This is a genomic window from Roseomonas sp. CAU 1739, from assembly GCF_039839775.1.
In the GTDB taxonomy this organism is placed as follows: domain Bacteria; phylum Pseudomonadota; class Alphaproteobacteria; order Acetobacterales; family Acetobacteraceae; genus Neoroseomonas.
Genome location: NZ_JBDOQQ010000009.1, coordinates 55,603 through 74,774 on the forward strand (window position 1 = coordinate 55,603; position 19,172 = coordinate 74,774).

Below are 19,172 nucleotides of genomic sequence, written 5' to 3' on the forward strand. Positions count from 1 at the left end.
TCCTTCTCAGACGGCAAGGTCGAGCAGCGAAAGCAGCCGGCGCGGCGGCGCGGCGACGGCGGCGGGTGCGTCGGCAACGGCGGCCGCGCCGCCACCGGCGCCACGCATGCCGCGTGCCAGCCGCTCCGCCTCGCCCTCGCGGCCCTGGGCGAAGCCGCCGGCACCACCGTCGGACAGGCTGAACGACAGGCTGCGCCCTTCGCTGCCAATGCCGGCCTGCGTCAGGGTGCGATCCAGTTCGCGCTGGTCGCGCTGGAGCAGCGCGAGCGTTTCGGGCCGTTCGGCAATGACGCGCACATCGGTGGTCTCGCCCTGGCGTTCGACGCTGATCTCGACCCGACCGAGTTCGGCCGGTTCCAGCGTGACGGATAGCCGCGCCGTGCCGCCTGCGATGGCGACGGCGACGACCACCGGCGCGATCTGGCGCGCCGGCGTGGCCGGCGGCGGCGCCGCGGCGGGTGGCGACGCGCTGGCCTGCGGCGGCGCTGCCGGCGGCACGACAGGTGCCGGAGCCGGTGTCCCGGTGGCCGGCGTCGCCTCGGGAACCGGATGTTCCGGGGCGGTGGGGCGCGGGGCGGTGGGTTCGGCCGTCATCGCGGGCGCGGCGCCCGTCGCGGGCTGCCGGGTCATCACGGCCGCCGGCGCGGGCCCGGCCGGCTCGGCCGCCTTGGGGGGCGCGGCGGTCGTCTCCGACCGGGGGGGCGCGGTCGCGCCCGCGCTGGCCGGCTGGCGGCCCGCCGGCGTGGTGCCGCGGTCGGGCATCGCTGCGGGCGGGGCCTCCGCCGTGCTGGGCGGCGGTGAGGGCGCCACGGTGGCGGCAACGGCCACCAGCGCGGCCCCGACGGTTTGCGTCGCGTCCGGCGGCCCGCGCCCGGGGATGGCCGCCGGGACCTCGGGCGGTAGCGGCGGTGGCGGCGCATCGCGGGGCTCCGGCGCCGCAGACACCATCTGCAACGCCAGGGTGGCTTCTGCATCCGCCTCCTCCGTCCCCTCGGCGATCGGTTCGGCGGCCGGTGGCGCATGCGCCACGACCGGTGCCGGGTCACCGGTCGTGGCCGGGACGACGGGCTGCGGGGCGGGCGGAGGCCGTATTTCCGGATCCGTCGAGACGGTGGCCTCGGCCGGTGCCCCGACGGGCACCATGGGCGCCGGAGGCGGCCCGGAGGGTATCGGTACCTCCCCATTCGGCGCGGCAACCGGCGCGGCAATCGGGCCGGCCTGCACCGCGCCTGGCCCGGCGGCAATCGGCGCGGGCCGGGTGCCGGCCGGCTTCGCCTGGATCCCCGCCGCGCCAGGGATGCCGGTCGGCGTGGCGGCCGTGGCGTCGGTGCCCTGCGTCGTTGCCTGCGCCACCTGGGCGATCAGCGCGGCAAAGCCGCCCGCCGGGCCGCCGACGGTCGCGGCAGGTGCCGCGATGCCGGCGGGCGGCGCGGCACCCGGCGATGGCGAGGGCGGGCAGGCGGTGCAATCCATCGGGGCGGGACCTTCCGGCGCTTCGGCGCGCCGCCGGCCGGCAACGCAAGCCGCACGCCAGCGCCGTGGCCCGCCGCGCCGGGCAGCGCCTGCCGCCACGCCGGCACAAACTGCCGCGCCCCGGCAGGTCGCGCCGACCAATCCCGCCACCGGGCTGGCACGTCGGTTGCGCTGCGTCCGCCAGCGCTGCGCCACCGCGCCCGTCTCGCCTTTCGCGGAGAACCCGATGTCCCTGTTCGCCTCCATGACCACCGCCATCACCGGCCTCAATGCGCAGGCGCGGGCCCTCGGGCATGTGTCGGACAACGTCGCCAACAGCCAGACGGTGGGCTTCAAGCGCACCGACACCAACTTCGTGTCCTACCTGACGGAAAGCACCGCGACGGTGCACCGGCCGGGCTCGGTGGTGGCGCGGCCCGACTACACCAACACCGTCGCCGGCACGATCTCCCAGTCCGAGAACCCACTGTCGATGGCGATCTCGGGCCAGGGCTTCTTCTCGGTGGCGCGGCCGACCGGCACCACCAACGGCAAGGTCACCTTCGACGAGCGGCAGTTCTTCACCCGCGCCGGCGACTTCCAGCTCGACCGCGAAGGCTACATGGTCAACGGCTCGGGCTATGTGCTGCAGGGCTGGAGCGTGGATGCCTCGGGCAATCCGGACCGCACGCAGATCCAGCCGATCCAGATCAGCGACCTGGTGTTCAACCCGATCGCCACCACCAGCATCGAGCTGTCCGCCAACCTGCCCGCCACCGGCACCACCGCGGTCACCACGCCGATCAACGTCTATGATTCGCTCGGCGCGCTGCAGGAAATGACGATGACCTGGACGCCGAACGGGTCCAACACCTGGACGCTGGACATCTCCTCGGCGGCGGCGGGCGGTTCGCTCGGCACCATCGACGTGCAGTTCGGCCAGGCCGCGACCCCCACTTCGGCCGACGGCACCATCGGCAGCTTCGCCAATGCGTCCGGTACCTTCGCCGGCAGCGCGGCGGTCGCCGGCGATCCCGCCACGGTGACCTTCACCGCCGATTTCGGGCAGGGGCCGCAGACCGTGACGCTCGACCTCGGCGCCTTCAACGTGGCCGGCGGCGTCACCCAATACGCGCAGGACGAATACTCCGTGCGCAACCTCGCCCAGAACGGCGTACCGCTCGGCTCCTATTCCTCGGTCACGGTGGGCGACAACGGCGACATCTCGATCAACTACGACAACGGCCAGTCGCGCGTCGTCGCGCGCGTGCCGGTCACCACCTTCAACAATCCCGACGCGCTGCAGCGCCTGGACGGCCAGGCCTTCATGCGCACGGTCGAGAGCGGGGAGGCACGGACCTCCGACGCCAGCAACAACGGCGCGGGCCAGCTCGCGATCAGTTCCGTCGAAGGCTCCAACGTCGATATCGCCGCCGAGTTCTCGAAGCTGATCATCGCCCAGCGCGCCTATACCGCGAACACCAAGATCGTCACCGCGACGGATGAGATGCTGCAGGACACCATCAACATGCGGCGCTGAGGCGCCGCCGGTAGCGGAGCCTCGCCATGAGCCTGCAATCCGCCCTGCTCACCGCGCGCTCGGGGCTGCTCTACACCCAGCGCGCGCTGGCCACGGCGTCGGACAACGTCGCCAATGCCGACACCGTCGGCTACACGCGCAAGACGGTGGGCGCGGCCGCGATCGAGAGCAGCGGCGTGCGCGCCCTGCCCACCAGCCGCGACGTGGACGAGGCGCTGGTCACGGAGCTCAACAGCCGCCGTGCCGCCGCCGCCGGCGCTGCGCTGCGCAGCGACCTGCTGTCCGGCATCGAGGCCGCGCATGGCAGCACCGAATCCGGCGATGGCATCGGCGACCTGGTCGCGGCTCTGCACACCGGCTTCGAGGAGCTGCGCGCCACCCCCTCCGAAGCCGGGCTGCAGGGCGCGACCGTGGTCGCCGCGCAGGATCTCGCGGGGCGGCTGAACGAGGTGTCGGGCGTCATCGCCGATGCGCGGCAGCGCGCCCAGGACACCGTGGTGGATGAGGTCTCGGCGATCAATGCCGGGCTGCGCGACATTGCCGGGCTGACGCTGCGCATCAAGGAACAGATCGCCCTGACCGGCGATGCCGCGGCGCTCGAGGATGCGCGCGACGCGGCGATCGCGACGCTGTCGAGCTCCATCGAGGTCAAGGCGCTCAAACGCGAGGATGGCGGCCTGGTGCTGGTCGCGCGCAACGGCCTGGTGCTGCCGCTGGATCCCTGGTCGGATGCCTTCGCGACATCCGACGCCGCGCTCGATGCGACATCCTTCCACGGCAGCGGCGGCAGCATCCCCGGCATCACCATGGGCGGGCAGGACGTTACGGCCACGCTGCTCGGCGGGCGCCTCGCCGAGGCGGTGGCGCTGCGCGACCAGACGCTGCCGCGCTACCAGGCCGAGCTGGACCTGACCGCGGCGACGCTCGCCGCGCGCTTCGACGCGCAGGGGCTGACCCTGTTCACCGATGCGGTGGGCGCGGTGCCCGACACCGCCGGGGCCTATGCCGGCAGCGCCATGGTCGGCTTCGCCGGGCGCATCAGGGTCAATGCCGCGGTGACGGCTGATCCATCCCTGTTGCGGGACGGCACGCGAGCGGTGACGGGCGACCCGTCCGGCTCGGCCGACTTCACGCCGAACCCGGCCGGCGGCCCGGCATCCTTCACCGGCCTCCTTGATCGCGTGGTCGACTTCAGCTTCGGCGCCGAGGCGCGTGCCGGCATCGCCTGGAGCGCGATCGCCACCGGCGGCCTCGGCCCGGACGGCACGTTGTCGAGCCCGTTCAACGCGCCCGCCACGCTCGAAGGCTATGCAGCCATGGTCACCGCGACGCAGACCGCCGACAGCGCGGCGGCCGAAGCGCGTTCGACCGGTGCGAAGGCCATCGTCACCGGCCTTGAGGAGCGCTTCGCCCGGCGTTCGGGTGTGGATGTGGATGGGGAGATGGCCGCGATGGTGACGCTGCAGAACGCCTATGCCGCCAATGCACGCGTGATGTCGACTGTGCAGGCGATGTGGGACACGCTGCTGAATGCGGTGCGCTGAGCCATGACCGCGGTCAGCACGTTGTCCCGCCTCGATGCCGGCTCGCTCGCCTTGCGGCTGCGCCTCGACACGCTGACGCGCCAGGTGGCCGACGGGCGCAAGGGACCGCTGTACGGGGACATCGCGCCGCAGGCCCGTGTCGCGATCGACCTGCGCGCCGACATGGCGCGGCGGGATGTCTGGCAAGGCACGATCGACACCACGCTCGCGCGCACGGCAGTGACGCAGAACGCGATGCAGCGGATCTCCGATGTCGCGACGGATTTCTATCAGAAGGCAGTCAAGATCGACGGCACCAGCGGCACGCTGATCGCCTCGGTCGCGACCCAGGCGCGCGCCGCTATGGCCGAGATCGCCAGCCTGCTCAACGAAAGCTATGCCGGGCAGTATGTCTTCGGCGGCACCGACAGCGCCAACCCGCCGGTGCCCGACGCCGAGGGCATCGCCAGTTCCGGCATGGCCACCGACATCGCCGCCGCCGTGGCCGGGCTGTCCGGCGGCACTGCGGCCATGGTGGCGGCGGCGACGCTTGCCGCCGCGGCTTCCGACGCGCCCGGCACGACGCCATTCTCCGCCTTCCTGTCCGACCCCGCGGGCGGGTTCGCCGAACCACGCCGGTCGGTGCCCACCGGCGATGGGCAGTCGGTTGACTACGGCGTCCTCGCCAACCGCAACGCCGCCGCCGCCAGCACCGGGGAGACCACCGGGTCATGGTCGCGGGACATCCTGCGCGGGCTTGCGACGCTTGCTGCGCTCGACCCGTCGCAGGCGACGCTCGGGACCGACTTCACCGCCCTGGTGGCGACGGTGCGCGACGGGCTGCGCAGCGCGATTGATGCGCTGGGGGTGGAGAAGGGCACGCTCGGCGCGACGGAGGCGCGGCTGCAGGCGATATCGCAGCGCCATGCCGACGTCACGGTGACGCTGACCGCCCAGCTCGCCTCGATCGAGGAGGTGGACATGGCCGAGACGATCAGCCGTCTGGACGCCACCAGGACCCAACTCGAGGCGTCGTACCAGGCAATCTCGCTGGTATCCTCGCTGCGGCTGACCAACTTCCTGTGATCCCGCCAACGGTCCCTGTGGTGCCCTCGCATGCCGGCGCCGGCATCGGCCGGCACGGCCTTCGCGCCGCGCGTCAGCGGATGGCGGTTGGGCGGCCACGGGCCAAAACCCCGCGCGATTCAGCCTCTTTTAATGCCGGCCGGTCATCATGGCCTCGATACCGCAAGATGCGGCGCGCAACCCGACCCTCGGTCCACCGGACATGCAGGGGTCATCGCAACCAGGGGAAGACCCCGATGTCACTGAATTCCGTCAACACCAATGCCGGCGCGATGGTTGCGCTGCAGTCGCTCAATCGCACGAACGAAGCGCTGAACGTCACGCAGAAGCGGATCTCCACCGGGTATCGCGTCAACGACGCCAAGGACGACGGCGCGGCCTTCGCCGTGGCGCAGGCCGTGCGAGCCGATGTCGCCGGACTGACGGCGGCGAATGAACAGCTCGGCGGCGTGAAGGGCATCCTCGACACCGCGCTGTCGGGCCTCACCAAGGTCTCCGAGACCATGGTCAAGGTGCGCGAGACGCTGGTGCGCCTGGCCGACGACACGCTGAACACCGACCAGCGCGCGCAGTATGAATCGCAGTACAACGCGCTGCAGACGCAGATCACCAACTTCATCTCGGATGCGACCTACAATGGCCGCACCCTGCTTTCGACCACTGCGCCGGCGGGTGGCGACATCGCCTCCACGCGCAACGAGTCCGGCACCACCTATACGCTGACGGCGGTGGACGGCGCCGGCACGCTGATCGTCGCGACGGCACCGACCGATGCGGCGGGCGCGCAGGCCGCGCTGGGCACGGGCGGCGACTTCGAGACGGTGCAGTCCTCGATCAGCGATGCGCTGAACCAGTTCGGTTCGGACTCGCGCTACATCGACGCGCAGGTCGCCTACAACAAGGACAAGGTCGATTCCCTTGAATCCGGCCTGGGCGCGCTGATCGATGCGGACCTCGCCAAGGAATCGGCGCGGCTGCAGTCGCTGCAGATCCGCCAGCAGCTCGGCACCCAGGCGCTGTCCATCGCGAATCAGGCGCCGCAGACCCTCCTGAGCCTGTTCCGCTGATCCCGGCGGCGGTCTCCGCTTCGGCGGTGGCCGCGCCCTTCTCACCCCGGCCGGGAGGACAGGATGTCCACGTTGGTGCTTGAACTGCGACAGGGCGACCTGATGGTCGTGAACGGCGCGCCGATCCGCTTCCGCAATCGCGCGCGCATCGAATTGACCGCCAAGGCGCGCTTTCTCTTCGGCAAGCAGCTGATGACGCCCGAGACGGCGTCGAGCCCCGCGCGTCGCATCTACTTCGCCTTGCAGACCGCCTATATCGGCGACGAGGATGAACGCGAGGCCGGCTTGGCCGTTGCGCGGCGCCTGATCGCCGACTTCCAGGCCGCGACCACCTCCACCCTTGCGCGCGACCTGCTCGACCGAGCCTTGTCGGCGGCCGAGGCCGATGAATGCTACCAGGCGCTGAAATTCGTGCGTCGGGTGATGCGGCATGAGGAGGTCGTGCTCGGCATCGCACCCTCCACCCGTGGCGAGACGGAGGACTGAGCCAAGATGACGCTTGCCGACATCGTCCGTGCCTATGGCGCGGCGCGCGCCGCGCGCGACCCACGCGAACAGGAGGCGGACGTGATCCGCCGGGTCAACTTCGGCCTGCGTGCGTCCCTGCAGGATGAGGGGCCGGGGCGGGTGCGCGCGGTTGCCGATAATCGCCGGCTGTGGCTGGCGATGGAAACCGCGCTGCTGGACCCTTCCAACCAATTGCCGCCGCCGATGCGCGCCGGGCTCGTCTCGCTCGGCCGCGCCGTGCTGCGGGAGATGGATGCGCCGGTGCCCGATCTCGCCTTCCTGATCGAAGTGAACGACCAGGTCGCCACCGGACTGGTCGGCGCCTGATCCCGAGCCTCGGAGCTTTTCGTTTGACCCTCAAGCGGCGGGCGGCGGGCATCCGCCCGCCTGGCCTTCGCACCATGCACTGAAGCGCCGGGGCCGGATGATGGTCTGGGCGCGGTCGCGCCGTGCGCTCGCGGATCGAGGCGGGGCCACGATCCGGGTGCTGGGTCTGTCCGAGGGCGGCGGGGTATCCGCCCGCCTGACCTTCGTGCCTGCTGGCATCGGGGCGGTCAGTCGACAGCGACATCGTGCGTCGGCGCAGGTGCGGGTTCCGCCCGCGGCGCCACGCCAAACGGTACCGGCGCGTCCGAGATCGCGGCTGCCCGATAGGCGGCGATGGCCCGCGGGGAGGGGATCGTGTTCGCGACCTCCCCGGCCGCGCCGCGGAACTCCAGCACGACCATCCCGAGGCTGCCATCCAGCCGCAGGCGCGGATTGGGCGTCGCCGGCGCGGCGACGGCGGGCACGGTTTCGGCGGCCATCGCCTGGCCCGCGGCGCGGGCGGCAGCCCGGACGGGTTCGGCGGTCGATATGGCGCGAAGGACAAGATCGGTCGGCATGACGCTGTGCTCCTGATCCATATTGCGCGTCCGTTCGTGAAGCCCCGGTAAACGTGGCGATGTCACAACGACGCGCCGTCGACTTTGACCTGCGGCGGCCGGGCGCCGACTTTGTCTCCCATCGTGGCCGATACACCTCCTCGCCTGACCGACTCCCATCTGCGCACGCTGCTGCTGAGCCTGTTGGCGGGCGGGTTGCTCACCGCCGTCGGCCTGCCACTTGGCTGGATGATCGGCGCGCTGGTGGCGACGGCCTATCTGACGATCCGCGATGCGGCGGCGGTCCCGGCGACGGCGCGACCGGCGGGGCTGATCGTGCTCGGCCTGGCGCTGGGCCAAGGCTTCACCGCGCCGGTGCTGGAAGCCGTGGCGGCGGCGCTGCCGGCCATGCTGGTCGGCGGGATGCTGGTCCTGTTGACGGGCGCGGCGGTGGCGCCGTTGTACCGGCGGATCGCTCGCGTCGATGGCGGCACCGCCCTGTTCGCCTGCATCCCCGGCGGCGTTGTGGCGATGGCGATGCTCGCGGCGCAGGCCGGCGTCGCGGTACCGGCGGTGACCATCGCGCAATCCATCCGCATGGCCACGGTGGTGCTGACCTATCCGGCGCTGATGGGCGTGCTCGCCACGCCCGGCGACGCCTCGGTCTTCGCCGCGGCACTGCCGCCGTTGGATTGGGGCGGGCTGCTGCTGCTGCTGGCCGGCGGGGTTCTGGCTGCGCTGGCGGGGCGGCGGATCGGCCTCGCCAATGCCGCGATGTTCGCGCCCTGCCTGCTGGCCTTGGGGCTGTCCGCCAATGGGGCTCTGCCATCCGGCGTGCCGCGGTGGATGGTCGATGCGGCGCAGGTGGCGATGGGGGCAAGTCTCGGGGCGCATCTGGCGCGCGAGGGCCTTGGCAGCGCACCGCAGCGGCTGGTGCTGGCCGGGCTGGCGTCGGGCGCCGCGGTGTCGGCCCTGCTGGTGGTCGCCGGGCTCGGACTCGGCTGGGCCGCTGGCCTGCCGCTGGTGTCCGTCGTGCTCGGCCTGGCGCCGGGTGGGTTGCCGGAAATGGTGGTGACGGCGCAGGCGCTCGTGCTGGCGGTGCCCCTGGTGCTGGGTCTGCACCTGGTGCGGATGGTGCTGGTCAACCTGCTGGCGGTGCCGCTCTGGCGCGTGGTCCGGTGGTGGGCCGCGCGGCGGTAGGCGGAACGGAGCCTCGCCGTGCCAGCGGCAAGGCCCCTGCGGAGCCTACGCGTCGTAGGCCACCAGCGCCTCGAAGGCCGTGTCGATCCGTTTGCGCCCTTCCAGGAAGGTCAGTTCGATCAGCGCCGCGGCGCAGGGCACCTCGGCGCCCGCCTGGCGCAGCAGGTTGATCCCCGCCGCCATGGTCCCGCCGGTCGCCAGCAGGTCGTCCAGCAGCACGACCTTCTGTCCCTTCTCCACCGCATCGGCCTGCATCTCGATTCGGTCGGTGCCGTATTCCAGCGCGTAGTTCAGCCCGATGGTCAGCCCCGGCAGCTTGCGCGGCTTGCGCAGCATGACGAAGCCCAGGCCGAGTTCGAGTGCGAGCGGCGCCGCCACCAGGAAGCCGCGGCTTTCGATGCCTGCCAGCAGGTCCGGCCTGTGCGGGCGAATGATGTCCGCCAGCCGCCCCATCGCCGCCTTCCAGGCCGGCCCGTGCCGCAGCAGGGTCGAGATGTCGTAGAACAGGATGCCGGGCTTCGGGAAATCCGGAATGCCGCGGATGTGGGACTTCAGGTCGATGGTATCGCTCGTCACGTCGTCGGTGCCGATCCTGCTGGGGGTCTGTGGCGCGGAGAGTGGCGGATGGGCCGCGGCACTGTCCATTCACGGCGGCGGGGCTTGGCGGCGGGCGCCGGACGCGTCAAGTGCAGGGCATGTCACGCAACATGATCGCCTCGCTCGCCGGTATCGGCGGCTTCATCGCCTATGTCGTGGTCGTGCTGTTGCTGGCGGACCATGTCCGCGGCCTGCACTGGGCCATCGAATCCCTGTTCTTCGCCGCTGCCGGCATCGTCTGGGTGTGGCCGGCGAAGTGGCTGATCGCCTGGGCGGTCCGCGGCAATCGGCGGGCGGGGCCCTGAAACGCAAAAGCCCCCCGATTGCTCGGGGGGCCTGCGGCCGCGGCATGACCGGGAATGGTCGGAGTGAGAGGATTCGAACCTCCGGCCCCTGCGTCCCGAACACAGTGCTCTACCAGGCTGAGCTACACTCCGGCGCCGGGTCTGCTGCGGAGGCGGCGGTATAGCGGCCCGTCATCGGCACTGCAAGACGGGGTGGGGGCGGGATTTCGCCGGCTGCCATTGCGCTGTCGGACAGGTCGCGCCACCTTCCAACGCGCTGCCGCGTCGCGGCAGATCAGGGACCGACAGGGGAAGCCGAATGAAGTCTGGGACGATCGCCGGAATCGCTGTTGCGCTGCTCGGCATGGCCGGGACCGCGGTCGCACAGGATGTCATCACGCAGCGGCGCGAGGGCATGCGGGCCGAGGGCCGCCAGATGGAGGCGATCAAGGCGGTGCTCGATGCGCGCGGCGACACCCGCCCGCTCGTCGAGCGGGTCGACACGATCGCGGGATTCTATCGCAACCTGCAGGCGCTGTATCCGCCGGGCAGCGACACCGGTCCGACCCGCGCCCTGCCGGTGATCTGGTCCGACCCCGCGGGCTTCGAGGCGGCCAGGACGACGATCGTCACCGCGCTGGGAAGCCTCCGCGTGGCAGCCGCGTCGGGCGATCTCGCGGCCACCACGACCGCCTTCAACCAGGTCGGCGCGGCCTGCGCCGCCTGTCATCGCGCCAATCGCGGTCCGGCGCGCTGAGTGCGGCACGGGATGCGCGCAGCGCGCATCCCGTGCAGGCTCAGCCGCCCAGCCGCGTGATGGTGAGCACCGCGCCGCCGGCAGCGGCGGCCAGCGCCGCCGCCAGCACCGCCGAACCATGTCGCGGGGCGCGGGCGGAGGTGGACGGCAACTGCTTCACCCCGGTCACCATAGGCCCGATCAGGTCCTGCCGCTTCACCACCGCGTAGGCCAGCACCGCAGTCACGTGCAGCCCGACCGCGATCAGCAGCAGGTTGATGAACTTGACGTGCAGGGTGGAGACCCATTCCGAGGTCCCCTCCGCCACCGCATTGGCCAGCGGCCCATGCGCCGAATAGGTCATGCCGACATCGTGGTTGGTGAACAAGCCGCTGGTCGCCTGCACCAGCAGCATCAGCAGCAGCACCACCACCATCCAGGCGCCGGCGGCGTTGTGCGTCGTCTCGGTATCCGGCTCGCGCCGCGTGAAATGTGCCAGGTGCCGCAACGCGGCCAGGGGTGAGCGGATGAACCCGCTGAAGCGGGCGTTCTCCGATCCGACCAGCCCCCAGGCGATGCGGAAGATTACCAGGGCCAGCAGCGTGTAGCCGGACAGGTAGTGGATGTTCCAGGCATCCGTCTTGGCGCTGACATAGGACATCAGCATGCAGGCCACCACGCCCCAGTGGAACAGCCGGACCCAGCCGTCCCAGACCTTTACCGCCACCGTCTGTTCCGCCATGCCGAATCTCCTTGCGCCAGCGCAGCGTGCCATGGGTGCTCACGGTGCGCGACGCCTTGCGCCAGGCGCCGCGCCGCATGGCAGGATGCCGCCATGACAGTCGACCTGCCCGCCGAGTGGCGGGGTTTTGCCGTGGCATGCGTCGTGACGCTGGTGGTGGCGGGCGCGGCGCGGCTGGCGCGGCGCGCGCGATGGGGTGGGCCGGCGGTCGGACTTGGTCTCGTCACCGGCTTCGCTGCGGTGCTCGGGGTTATCAGCGCCTCGCCTCGGCACCTGGCGGAGCGGTTGCCCGCGCTGGTGCTGATCGGGCTGCTCGCGGGCCTGCTCGCCAGCCTGCCGCGTCCTGTCCTGCGGGTTTTCGGCAGTGCCGTGGGCGTGGTGGCAGGCGCCTGGTGGATGGCCGGGGCGCCCCTGCATCCGCCGGACCTGATGCGGGCGGCCCCTCAGACTCTCGCCCTGGCGGTGGCCATGACGCTGCTGCTGCTGCCGCGCCGCGATGCGGGCGCCCCGGCGCTGATCATCGGCTGGGCCGCGCTGGCGGCCAGCCTGATGGCGGCGGCGGCACCAGGCCCCTATGCCGCCTTTGCCCTGGCGGGCATGGGCGCGCTGCTCGCCGGCGGTGCCTTCGGGGCGGCGTCGGCACCGGCGTCCCGCCTGCCGCTGGTGCTGGGGCTGGTCGGGGTTGCCGCGGTGCCGGTGATGGCGCGGGCGGCAGCGGCCGATGTCGCGGCCGCGGCGGCGCCGGGACTGGCGTTGCTCGCCGGACCGCTGCTGGCGGGGCGCATCGCCGGGCGGGCCGGGCCGCGCCTGGCCGCATGGCTTGGCCCGGCCGTCGCGGCCGCGCCGGCCGTCGCCGCGGCATTCCTGCTGGCACGCTGAAGCGCCGCCACCGCGAATGCTGTCCGCATTGCTGTTTTCCGTCTGCACAGCCGGGTCGGTTCGGCTGTAAGGATCAGGGGACATCGGCGGATTCCGCAATGCGGCCCACTGCGCTACTCGGCCTTGGCGGGCTCGTCCTGCTGTCGGCCCTCATCTACGGCCTGTGGCCCTCCGAGGAGGTGCCGCAACCGGCGCGCATGGCTGCCGCGCCGGCGACCACCGCCGCGCCGGACCTGCCGCGCAGCGCCGCGCAGCCCGCCCCCGCCGCATCCTCTGCAGCGGCCACCGCAACCCCGGCCGCAGCGGCGGCATCGCCAGCGGCCGCCGCGCCGGGCACCAGCACCGCGCCAGGCACCGCCGTGCCGCCGGCTGCGGCACCGGCCGCCGCGACCACCGCCCAGGCACCGCGATTCGATGTGGTGCGCGTCGGCGCGCGCGGCTCGGCGGTGGTTGCCGGCCGCGCCGCGCCGGGGGCGGAAGTGCTGCTGTTCGTCGATGGCCGGCGCGAGCTCGGCCGGGCCCGGGCCGACGGGCGTGGCGAGTGGGTGATCCTGCCGGCCGATCCGCTGCCGTCCGGTGCCTGGGAGTTGTCGTTGCGCTCCCGCCTGGCCGGGGAGGAAACCGCCGGGCCTGATGCCGTCGTGGTGGTGGTGCCCGAATCGGCGCCGGCCCAAGTGGCGCGCGGCGCCACCGCCGCCGCCGATTCGCCGCCGGCCGAGGCCGCATCTGGCCCGATCGCGGTGCTGATCCCGCCTGCCGCGGCGGCGACGGCGCCGCGCATCCTGCAGGGGCCGCAGGTCGCCCCGCCGGCTGGCCAGGCGCGCAATGCCACGCCGCGCCTCGGCATGGATTCGGTCGATTACGAGGAAGGCGGCTCGATCCGCTTCTCCGGCTCCGCGCCGCCGGGGGCCTCGGTGCGGGTCTATGTCGGAGAACGCCATGCCGGCGACGCGGTGGCCGATGCCGCCGGGCGCTGGCTACTGGCACCGGACCAGCAGCCGCCGGTCGGCCGCAATTCGCTGCGCGTGGACCAGATTGCCGCCGCCGGCACCGTCGCCGCACGCATCGAGGTCCCCTTCCAGCGCGACGAATTGCCGTCCAATGCCTTCGATGCGCATCGCGTCGTGGTGCAGCCCGGCACCAATCTGTGGCGCATCGCGCGCGCCACCTATGGCCGCGGCACCCGCTTCACCGTCATCTACCAGGCCAATCGCGACCAGATACGGGACCCGCACCGGATCTTCCCAGGACAGATCTTTGCCCTGCCGGAGGGCCAGCCCGCCACCGTGGTGCGCTGACGCCCGACCCGCCGATGGAACGGCATCAAGCCCCGCGCAGATCGCGCGTGGCGGCCGGTTGCTTGCCCGCATTCATGCGAGTTGCACGGGCGCGGTACCCGAAGGTCCGCGGCGGCCGGCCGAGCGTCAGTCCGCGCCTTCCGCCTCCAGCGCGTCCAGGTGGGGGTCGAGCGCCAGCGCGAATCGCACCAGCGCCGCCACGAGCGCCGTGGCGTTGGACGGATTGTCCATCGGCGCCTCGGCTTCGATCCGGATGCGATGGTCCGGCAGCAATCGGGCTTGCCAGCCTTCCGGCAAACGTCGCGGCAGCGCGGCCACCGCCGCGAAGGCGCGCGACCGGTCGCCCGGCCGCTCGGCGGTGGAGGGGATGCGCGCGGCGTCCGCTTCCAGCCGGATCGACCCGGCATCGAGATGCGCCTGGCAGGGCCGCCCCCGCCAGGCGAAGCGCAGGGCCGGGGGTTCCGGCGGGTGGCGTGCGGTCAGCGCGCCGTCGGGGGCGACCGCGAAGCGGCCGAGTTCGATCGTGTCCATGGCCCTTCAGGGTTGTCCCAAAGGGATGAACACACCATAACCGCCGCGACATGGCCCTTGAACAAAGCCTCCGCATGGTGCTCGCGCCGCCGCATCCGGCCGCGCGACCCTTCCTGATCGGCGGGGGCGCGGTCGCGCTGCTCGGCCTGGTCCTTCCGCTGCTCGGCCTGGTCCTTCTTGGCAACTGGCTGTTCTGGCTCGGCGCGGCCTTCGTCGCCTTCTGCCTTTACTTCTTCCGCGACCCGGAACGGGTGCCGCCCGACCGGCCGGGCATGGTGCTCGCACCGGCCGATGGGCATGTCACCTCGGTCATCATGGCCGCACCCCCGGTCGAACTCGGCCTGGGCGATGCGCCGCGCTGGCGCGTGGCGATCTTCCTCTCCGTGCTCGACGTGCATGTGAACCGCATGCCGGTGGATGGCACCGTCACCCGCGTCGCCTATCACCATGGCAAGTTCCTCTCGGCCAATCTGGACAAGGCCAGCGAGGAGAATGAGCGCAACGCCCTGGCCATCGCCCTGCCGGACGGCCGCGACCTCGCGGTGGTGCAGATCGCCGGCCTCGTCGCGCGCCGCATCCTGTGCGATGCCAAGGCCGGGGATTCCGTGCAGGCGGGCGAGCGTTTCGGCATCATCCGCTTCGGCAGCCGCACCGATGTCTATCTGCCCCATGGCGTGCTGCCGCTCGCACGGGAGGGCCAGACCATGATCGGCGGCGAGACGGTGATCGCGGAGCTGGGCACATGAGCGGCGAGGAGGGCCGGGTCCGGCGCCTCCGCCGACGCTTCCGCCCGCGCACGCGGCCGCGCGTCGAAGGCCAGTCGTTCAACCGGCTGATCCCCAACATCATGACGATGCTGGGCCTGTGCTGCGGCCTCGTCGCCATCCGCTTCGCCTTCGAGGACCGCTTCGAACAGGCCGCCACGCTGATCCTGGTTGCCGGCGTGATCGATGGGCTCGACGGGCGGCTCGCGCGGCTGCTGAAGGCGACGTCGCGCTTCGGCGCGGAATTCGACAGCCTGTCGGACTTCCTGTGCTTCGGCGTCGCCCCGGCCATGGTGCTGTACCTGTGGACCATGCACGACTACCGGGCGCTGGGTTTCGCACCCTGCCTGATGTTCGCGGTGTGCATGGCACTGCGGCTGGCGCGGTTCAACGCGGCGCTCGATGTCGGGCCGGGGGTGAAGCCCGCCTATACCTACAACTTTTTCACCGGCGTGCCGGCGCCGGCCGGCGCGGTCTGCGTGATGGTGCCGCTGTTCCTCGGCCTGTGGTTCAGCCAGATCGACTGGCCGTTGCTGGCCTCCGCCGCGCGCCACCCGGCCTTCGTCGGACTGATGATGGTGCTGGTGGCGGGGTTGCTGGTCAGCACCCTGCCGACCTGGTCCTTCAAGAATTTCCGGGTGCCGCGGGCCTATGTGCTGCCGCTGCTGCTCGGCACCGGGCTGTTCGTCGCGGTGCTGCTGGCCGAACCATGGGCGGCGCTGGCGCTCGCCGGGCTGGCCTATCTCGGCATGCTGCCGTTTTCCATTCGCTCCTACCTGCGACTGAAGCGGGAGGCCGAAAGCCTGCTGGAACCCGTGGTGGTCGGCGGCAACGGCAGCTCATCCGGCCACTGAGCCGGGGAAACCCATGCCGCGCACGATCATCCCGGATCGCCGAAGCGGCAGGTTCGCCTGGGTGCTGGCAACGCTGGCCCTGTTGCTGGCGCTCGGCCTGCTGGGCCTGGGCGCGCCGCGCATAACCACACTGGCGGGCGATGCGCGGCGGGCGCGCGATGTCGCGATCGCCGCCGACGCCCTGTTCTCCGCCCTGCTCGATGCCGAGACCGGGCAGCGCGGCTACCTGCTGACCGGCGAGGACGCCTATCTCGCCCCCTATCGCCGGGCGGACGCGACGCTGCCCCCGGCCCTTGCGGGCCTTTCCGCCATGCGCGCCGAGCAGCCCCCCGGCGACACCCTGGGCGCTGTCCTGCAGGACCTGCTGGATGCCGCGACTGCGAAGCGGGTCGAACTCGAGGCGACGCTGCGGGACTTCGTCGAAGTCGGCCAGGCGGCGGCGTTGGCGCGGGTGCGTGCCGGCGTCGGCAAGCGCCACATGGACGACGCACGGCGCCTGGTCGAACAGGTCCATGCGATCACCGATGCTCTGGCCACGCACGCCTCGCGAGCCGCGGAGGAATTGCTGCGCTGGGGTGGCGCGGCGGTGGCCGCGCTGATCGCCATCGCCTTCGCGGCCGGCCTCGGCGGCCAGCGCATCGGCCGCGGGCGTGAGGAGCAGGCCGCCGCGCGCGCCCGGGCCATTGTCGAGACCGCGCCGCTCGGCATCGCGATGCTCGATGCCCGGCTGCGCTTCCTTGTGGTCAATGAGGCGTTCGGCGAGGCGGCGGGCCGCACCGCGGCGGCGGTGCGCGGCCGCCGCGTGGTCGAGGCGTTGCCGGATGGGCTGGCGGCGCCGGTGCATGCGTTGCTGCGGTCGGCCCTCGCGGGGCGGGGCCAGGTGTCGGATGCGACGATCGACGGGCCCGGCGCGCCGCGCGACCGTCGATCGTGGCACGCCATCGCTCGCGCCGATGCGGTGAAGGGGCAGGCGCCGACGCTGATCCTGTTGATGCAGGACATCACCGCTCGTCGTGCCGCCGATGCCGAACGGCTGCTGCTGATCCGCGAGCTGAACCATCGCGTGAAGAACGTGATCGCGACGGTGCAGAGCCTGGCGAACCAGAGCTGGGCCGGCGCGGAAGGCGATGGCGAACTGTTCCTCGAAATGTTCGGCGCGCGCCTGCGCAGCCTCGCCGGGGCGCATGGATTGCTGTTCGATACGGGCTGGCGGCATGCCGCGCTGACCGAGGTGCTGCGCATCGCGCTGGCGCCGTGGCTTGGCATTGGCGGGGGCGGGCTCGCGATCGACGGGGAAGCCGGGCCGGCGCCGCTGCTCGGACCGAGCCAGGTGCTGAGCCTTGCGCTCGTGCTCCATGAACTCGCAACCAATGCGGCCAAGTATGGCGCGCTGTCGGTGCCGGACGGCAAGGTGTCGCTCGAATGGCGGCGGGAGGATGCCGGCGTCGTGCGGCTGACCTGGCGCGAGGAAGGCGGACCGCCGATCGCCGCGCCGCCGCTGCGCGACGGCTTCGGTGCCTTCCTCATCAGCCGCGCCTTCGACAGCGATACCGTCCCCGGCGAGGTGACGCGGGACTTCAAGCCCACCGGACTGGTCGCCACCTTCCGATTCACGCCTGAGCCGGATGGCGGTGCCTGACTGCCGGACCCCCGCCTTGGGGCGACGCATGGGCCGCGCCGTGGTGCCGGGCGCCGAATGCCCGCCGCGCGGGGCGGGTCCGCACGCCCAGGTTCCGCGCTGACGGCCCGGCGGGGGAGGGGGCTGGCACGATCCGATTCCGTCCGCCGCACGTCACGTCCCGCTTGGCGAGCCATGGCGGGTCATCGCATTGTTCACGCCAAAGGGAGCGAGGGACAGCGATGATGGTTCGCCTGGGACAGGCCGCATTGGCCGGTTGGATGATTCTTGTGGCCTGGCCGTCGGTGGCGCAGCCGGCCGATTCCCTGGCGCGCGGCCGCTACCTGGTGGAATCGATCGCCGGCTGCGGCAATTGCCACACGCCGAAGAGCCCGCAGGGCGACCTGCCCGGCATGGCGCTGGCCGGCGGCCAGGTCTTCGACGAGGCACCCTTCCGCGCGATCGCCTCGAACATCACGCCAGACCCGGAGACGGGGATCGGCCGCTGGACGGACGCGCAGATCGCCCGCGCCATCCGCGAGGGTATCCGGCCCGATGGCCGCATCATCGGCCCGCCCATGCCGATCGAATTGTACCGCGGCATCTCCGACAGCGACCTTGCGGCGATGGTCGCCTATCTGCGCAGCGTGCCGGCGGTGCGCAACGCCGTGCCGGCCAGCCAGTACCGGATGCCGCTGCCGCCGGCCTATGGGCCGCCTGTCGCGGGCGTGGCGAACCCGCCGGCGAACGACCCGGTGGCGCGCGGCGCCTATCTGGCCGGTCCGCTCGGCCATTGCATCGAATGCCACACGCCGATGGAGCCGACCGGGCAGCGCGACTGGTCGCGCACAGGTGCCGGGGGGCAGACCTTCGACGGGCCCTGGGGCACCTCCGTCGCGCGAAACATCTCGCCCGACCGCGAGCATGGCATCGGCGGTTGGACCGATGCGCAGATCATCCGCGCGGTGACGCAGGGCGTCTCGGCCGATGGGCGCCAGATGTTTCCGCCGATGGGCTACGGCTACTATGCGCGGATGACGCAAGCCGACCTTGCCGACCTCATCGCCTATTTGCGGTCGCTGCGCGCGCAGCCGTGACGCCGCGCGGCGTGCTGACGCTGCTGGTCGACGGACGTCCCGTGCGGGTGACCGGCGGGCCGTTCGACGCCCTGCCGGATGGCGCGCGCGGGTTGTGCCTCGAAGCGCACTCGGCGCGCGTGGCGGCGGCGGAATGGCGGCTCGACGTGCCCGATTTCGGCGTGCCCGAGGCCGCGGCGCTGCACGCGGTGCTGTCGGCCATGCTCGCCGCGATGCGCGCACGGCCGGGCGATGCCTATCACATCGGCTGCAAGGCCGGTTTGGGGCGCAGCGGCCTGGCGATGGCGTGCCTGGCGCGCCTTGCCGGGGCCGTGGAGGGCGACCCGGTCGCGTGGCTACGCGCGCGGTATCTGCCCGAGGCCATTGAAACCGAGGCCCAGGAAGCCTTCGTGCGCGGCTTCGCTCGACCGGCCGATGCAGCGGACCAGGCATTAATCCTGCAACCCGGCCCGCCCGTGGCGTAGTGTCCGGGGGAGCCTGCGCGACCTCGCGCCGGCCGATTCGGCGACGCGACCCCGATGCGCCCCGCAGGGG

Annotated in this window: 21 protein-coding genes and 1 tRNA gene; 16 read left to right on the top strand and 6 right to left on the bottom strand. The window is 72.2% G+C overall.

The window, feature by feature from the left end; all coding sequences use genetic code 11:
- Positions 1-6: 6 nt before the first annotated feature.
- Positions 7-1,731, bottom strand: coding sequence for a flagellar hook-length control protein FliK (locus AAFN86_RS15680; protein ID WP_347544296.1), 1,725 nt, complete (start codon positions 1,729-1,731; stop codon positions 7-9).
- Between AAFN86_RS15680 and flgE the strand changes: the two genes are divergently transcribed.
- The 6 genes from flgE (at position 1,700) to AAFN86_RS15710 (ending at position 7,502) form a co-directional block, all read left to right on the top strand.
- On the top strand, positions 1,700-2,992 hold the full coding sequence (gene flgE, locus AAFN86_RS15685; protein ID WP_347544297.1) for a flagellar hook protein FlgE: 1,293 nt from the start codon (positions 1,700-1,702) through the stop codon (positions 2,990-2,992). The two genes, AAFN86_RS15680 and flgE, sit on opposite strands and share 32 nt — an antisense overlap.
- 26 nt (positions 2,993-3,018) lie before the next feature.
- The gene (locus AAFN86_RS15690) at positions 3,019-4,536 is read left to right on the top strand and encodes a FlgK family flagellar hook-associated protein (RefSeq protein WP_347544298.1); all 1,518 of its coding nucleotides are present in this window, start codon (positions 3,019-3,021) and stop codon (positions 4,534-4,536) included.
- Positions 4,537-4,539: 3 nt separating this feature from the next.
- Positions 4,540-5,601, top strand: a complete 1,062-nt coding sequence (locus AAFN86_RS15695; RefSeq protein WP_347544299.1) for a flagellin — start codon at positions 4,540-4,542, stop codon at positions 5,599-5,601.
- A gap of 236 nt (positions 5,602-5,837) precedes the next feature.
- The gene (locus AAFN86_RS15700; RefSeq protein ID WP_347544300.1) at positions 5,838-6,668 is read left to right on the top strand and encodes a flagellin; all 831 of its coding nucleotides are present in this window, start codon (positions 5,838-5,840) and stop codon (positions 6,666-6,668) included.
- 63 nt (positions 6,669-6,731) lie between these two features.
- On the top strand, positions 6,732-7,154 hold the full coding sequence (locus AAFN86_RS15705) for a flagellar biosynthesis repressor FlbT (protein ID WP_347544301.1): 423 nt from the start codon (positions 6,732-6,734) through the stop codon (positions 7,152-7,154).
- Positions 7,155-7,160: 6 nt separating this feature from the next.
- The gene (locus tag AAFN86_RS15710; protein WP_347544302.1) at positions 7,161-7,502 is read left to right on the top strand and encodes a flagellar biosynthesis regulator FlaF; all 342 of its coding nucleotides are present in this window, start codon (positions 7,161-7,163) and stop codon (positions 7,500-7,502) included.
- Between the two features lie 227 nt (positions 7,503-7,729).
- On the opposite strand, the gene AAFN86_RS15715 is transcribed toward AAFN86_RS15710, so the two are convergent.
- Positions 7,730-8,059 carry a hypothetical protein gene (locus AAFN86_RS15715; RefSeq protein ID WP_347544303.1) on the bottom strand — a complete coding sequence of 110 codons (330 nt, stop codon included), beginning with the start codon at positions 8,057-8,059 and terminating at the stop codon, positions 7,730-7,732.
- A 123-nt stretch (positions 8,060-8,182) separates the two neighbouring features.
- On the opposite strand from AAFN86_RS15715, the gene AAFN86_RS15720 reads away from it, so the two are divergent.
- Positions 8,183-9,238, top strand: coding sequence for an AbrB family transcriptional regulator (locus tag AAFN86_RS15720; RefSeq protein WP_347544304.1), 1,056 nt, complete (start codon positions 8,183-8,185; stop codon positions 9,236-9,238).
- Between the two features lie 45 nt (positions 9,239-9,283).
- Here AAFN86_RS15720 and AAFN86_RS15725 read toward each other — a convergent pair whose 3' ends face one another.
- A complete protein-coding gene (locus tag AAFN86_RS15725; RefSeq protein WP_347544480.1) occupies positions 9,284-9,799 on the bottom strand; it encodes an adenine phosphoribosyltransferase in 516 nt (171 codons plus the stop codon).
- A gap of 134 nt (positions 9,800-9,933) precedes the next feature.
- Here AAFN86_RS15725 and AAFN86_RS15730 point away from each other — a divergent pair, with 134 nt between their 5' ends.
- Positions 9,934-10,140: a DUF2842 domain-containing protein gene (locus AAFN86_RS15730; protein WP_347544305.1), complete on the top strand. Its 207-nt coding sequence runs from the start codon at positions 9,934-9,936 to the stop codon at positions 10,138-10,140.
- 55 nt (positions 10,141-10,195) lie between these two features.
- Here the strand turns inward: AAFN86_RS15730 and AAFN86_RS15735 are convergent.
- A tRNA-Pro gene (locus AAFN86_RS15735) sits at positions 10,196-10,272 on the bottom strand.
- Between the two features lie 166 nt (positions 10,273-10,438).
- Between AAFN86_RS15735 and AAFN86_RS15740 the strand changes: the two genes are divergently transcribed.
- Entirely contained in the window at positions 10,439-10,876 is a 438-nt protein-coding gene (locus AAFN86_RS15740) for a cytochrome c (RefSeq protein WP_347544306.1), read from the top strand.
- Between the two features lie 40 nt (positions 10,877-10,916).
- On the opposite strand, the gene AAFN86_RS15745 is transcribed toward AAFN86_RS15740, so the two are convergent.
- On the bottom strand, positions 10,917-11,597 hold the full coding sequence (locus AAFN86_RS15745) for a cytochrome b/b6 domain-containing protein (protein ID WP_347544307.1): 681 nt from the start codon (positions 11,595-11,597) through the stop codon (positions 10,917-10,919).
- 93 nt (positions 11,598-11,690) lie between these two features.
- Here AAFN86_RS15745 and AAFN86_RS15750 point away from each other — a divergent pair, with 93 nt between their 5' ends.
- A complete protein-coding gene (locus AAFN86_RS15750; RefSeq protein WP_347544308.1) occupies positions 11,691-12,476 on the top strand; it encodes a hypothetical protein in 786 nt (261 codons plus the stop codon).
- Positions 12,477-12,574: 98 nt separating this feature from the next.
- A complete protein-coding gene (locus tag AAFN86_RS15755) occupies positions 12,575-13,774 on the top strand; it encodes a LysM peptidoglycan-binding domain-containing protein (RefSeq protein WP_347544309.1) in 1,200 nt (399 codons plus the stop codon).
- A 126-nt stretch (positions 13,775-13,900) separates the two neighbouring features.
- Here AAFN86_RS15755 and AAFN86_RS15760 read toward each other — a convergent pair whose 3' ends face one another.
- Complete coding sequence (locus AAFN86_RS15760) at positions 13,901-14,305, bottom strand: hypothetical protein (RefSeq protein WP_347544310.1); 405 nt, start codon at positions 14,303-14,305, stop codon at positions 13,901-13,903.
- A gap of 50 nt (positions 14,306-14,355) precedes the next feature.
- On the opposite strand from AAFN86_RS15760, the gene AAFN86_RS15765 reads away from it, so the two are divergent.
- The 5 genes from AAFN86_RS15765 (at position 14,356) to AAFN86_RS15785 (ending at position 19,102) form a co-directional block, all read left to right on the top strand.
- Positions 14,356-15,051: a phosphatidylserine decarboxylase gene (locus tag AAFN86_RS15765; protein WP_347544311.1), complete on the top strand. Its 696-nt coding sequence runs from the start codon at positions 14,356-14,358 to the stop codon at positions 15,049-15,051.
- Positions 15,048-15,923, top strand: a complete 876-nt coding sequence (gene pssA / locus AAFN86_RS15770; protein ID WP_347544312.1) for a CDP-diacylglycerol--serine O-phosphatidyltransferase — start codon at positions 15,048-15,050, stop codon at positions 15,921-15,923. Before AAFN86_RS15765 ends, pssA begins: the two co-directional genes overlap by 4 nt.
- A gap of 13 nt (positions 15,924-15,936) precedes the next feature.
- Positions 15,937-17,562: a CHASE3 domain-containing protein gene (locus AAFN86_RS15775; RefSeq protein WP_347544313.1), complete on the top strand. Its 1,626-nt coding sequence runs from the start codon at positions 15,937-15,939 to the stop codon at positions 17,560-17,562.
- Between the two features lie 221 nt (positions 17,563-17,783).
- The gene (locus AAFN86_RS15780; protein ID WP_347544314.1) at positions 17,784-18,638 is read left to right on the top strand and encodes a cytochrome c; all 855 of its coding nucleotides are present in this window, start codon (positions 17,784-17,786) and stop codon (positions 18,636-18,638) included.
- On the top strand, positions 18,635-19,102 hold the full coding sequence (locus AAFN86_RS15785; protein WP_347544315.1) for a hypothetical protein: 468 nt from the start codon (positions 18,635-18,637) through the stop codon (positions 19,100-19,102). Before AAFN86_RS15780 ends, AAFN86_RS15785 begins: the two co-directional genes overlap by 4 nt.
- Positions 19,103-19,172: the final 70 nt, after the last annotated feature.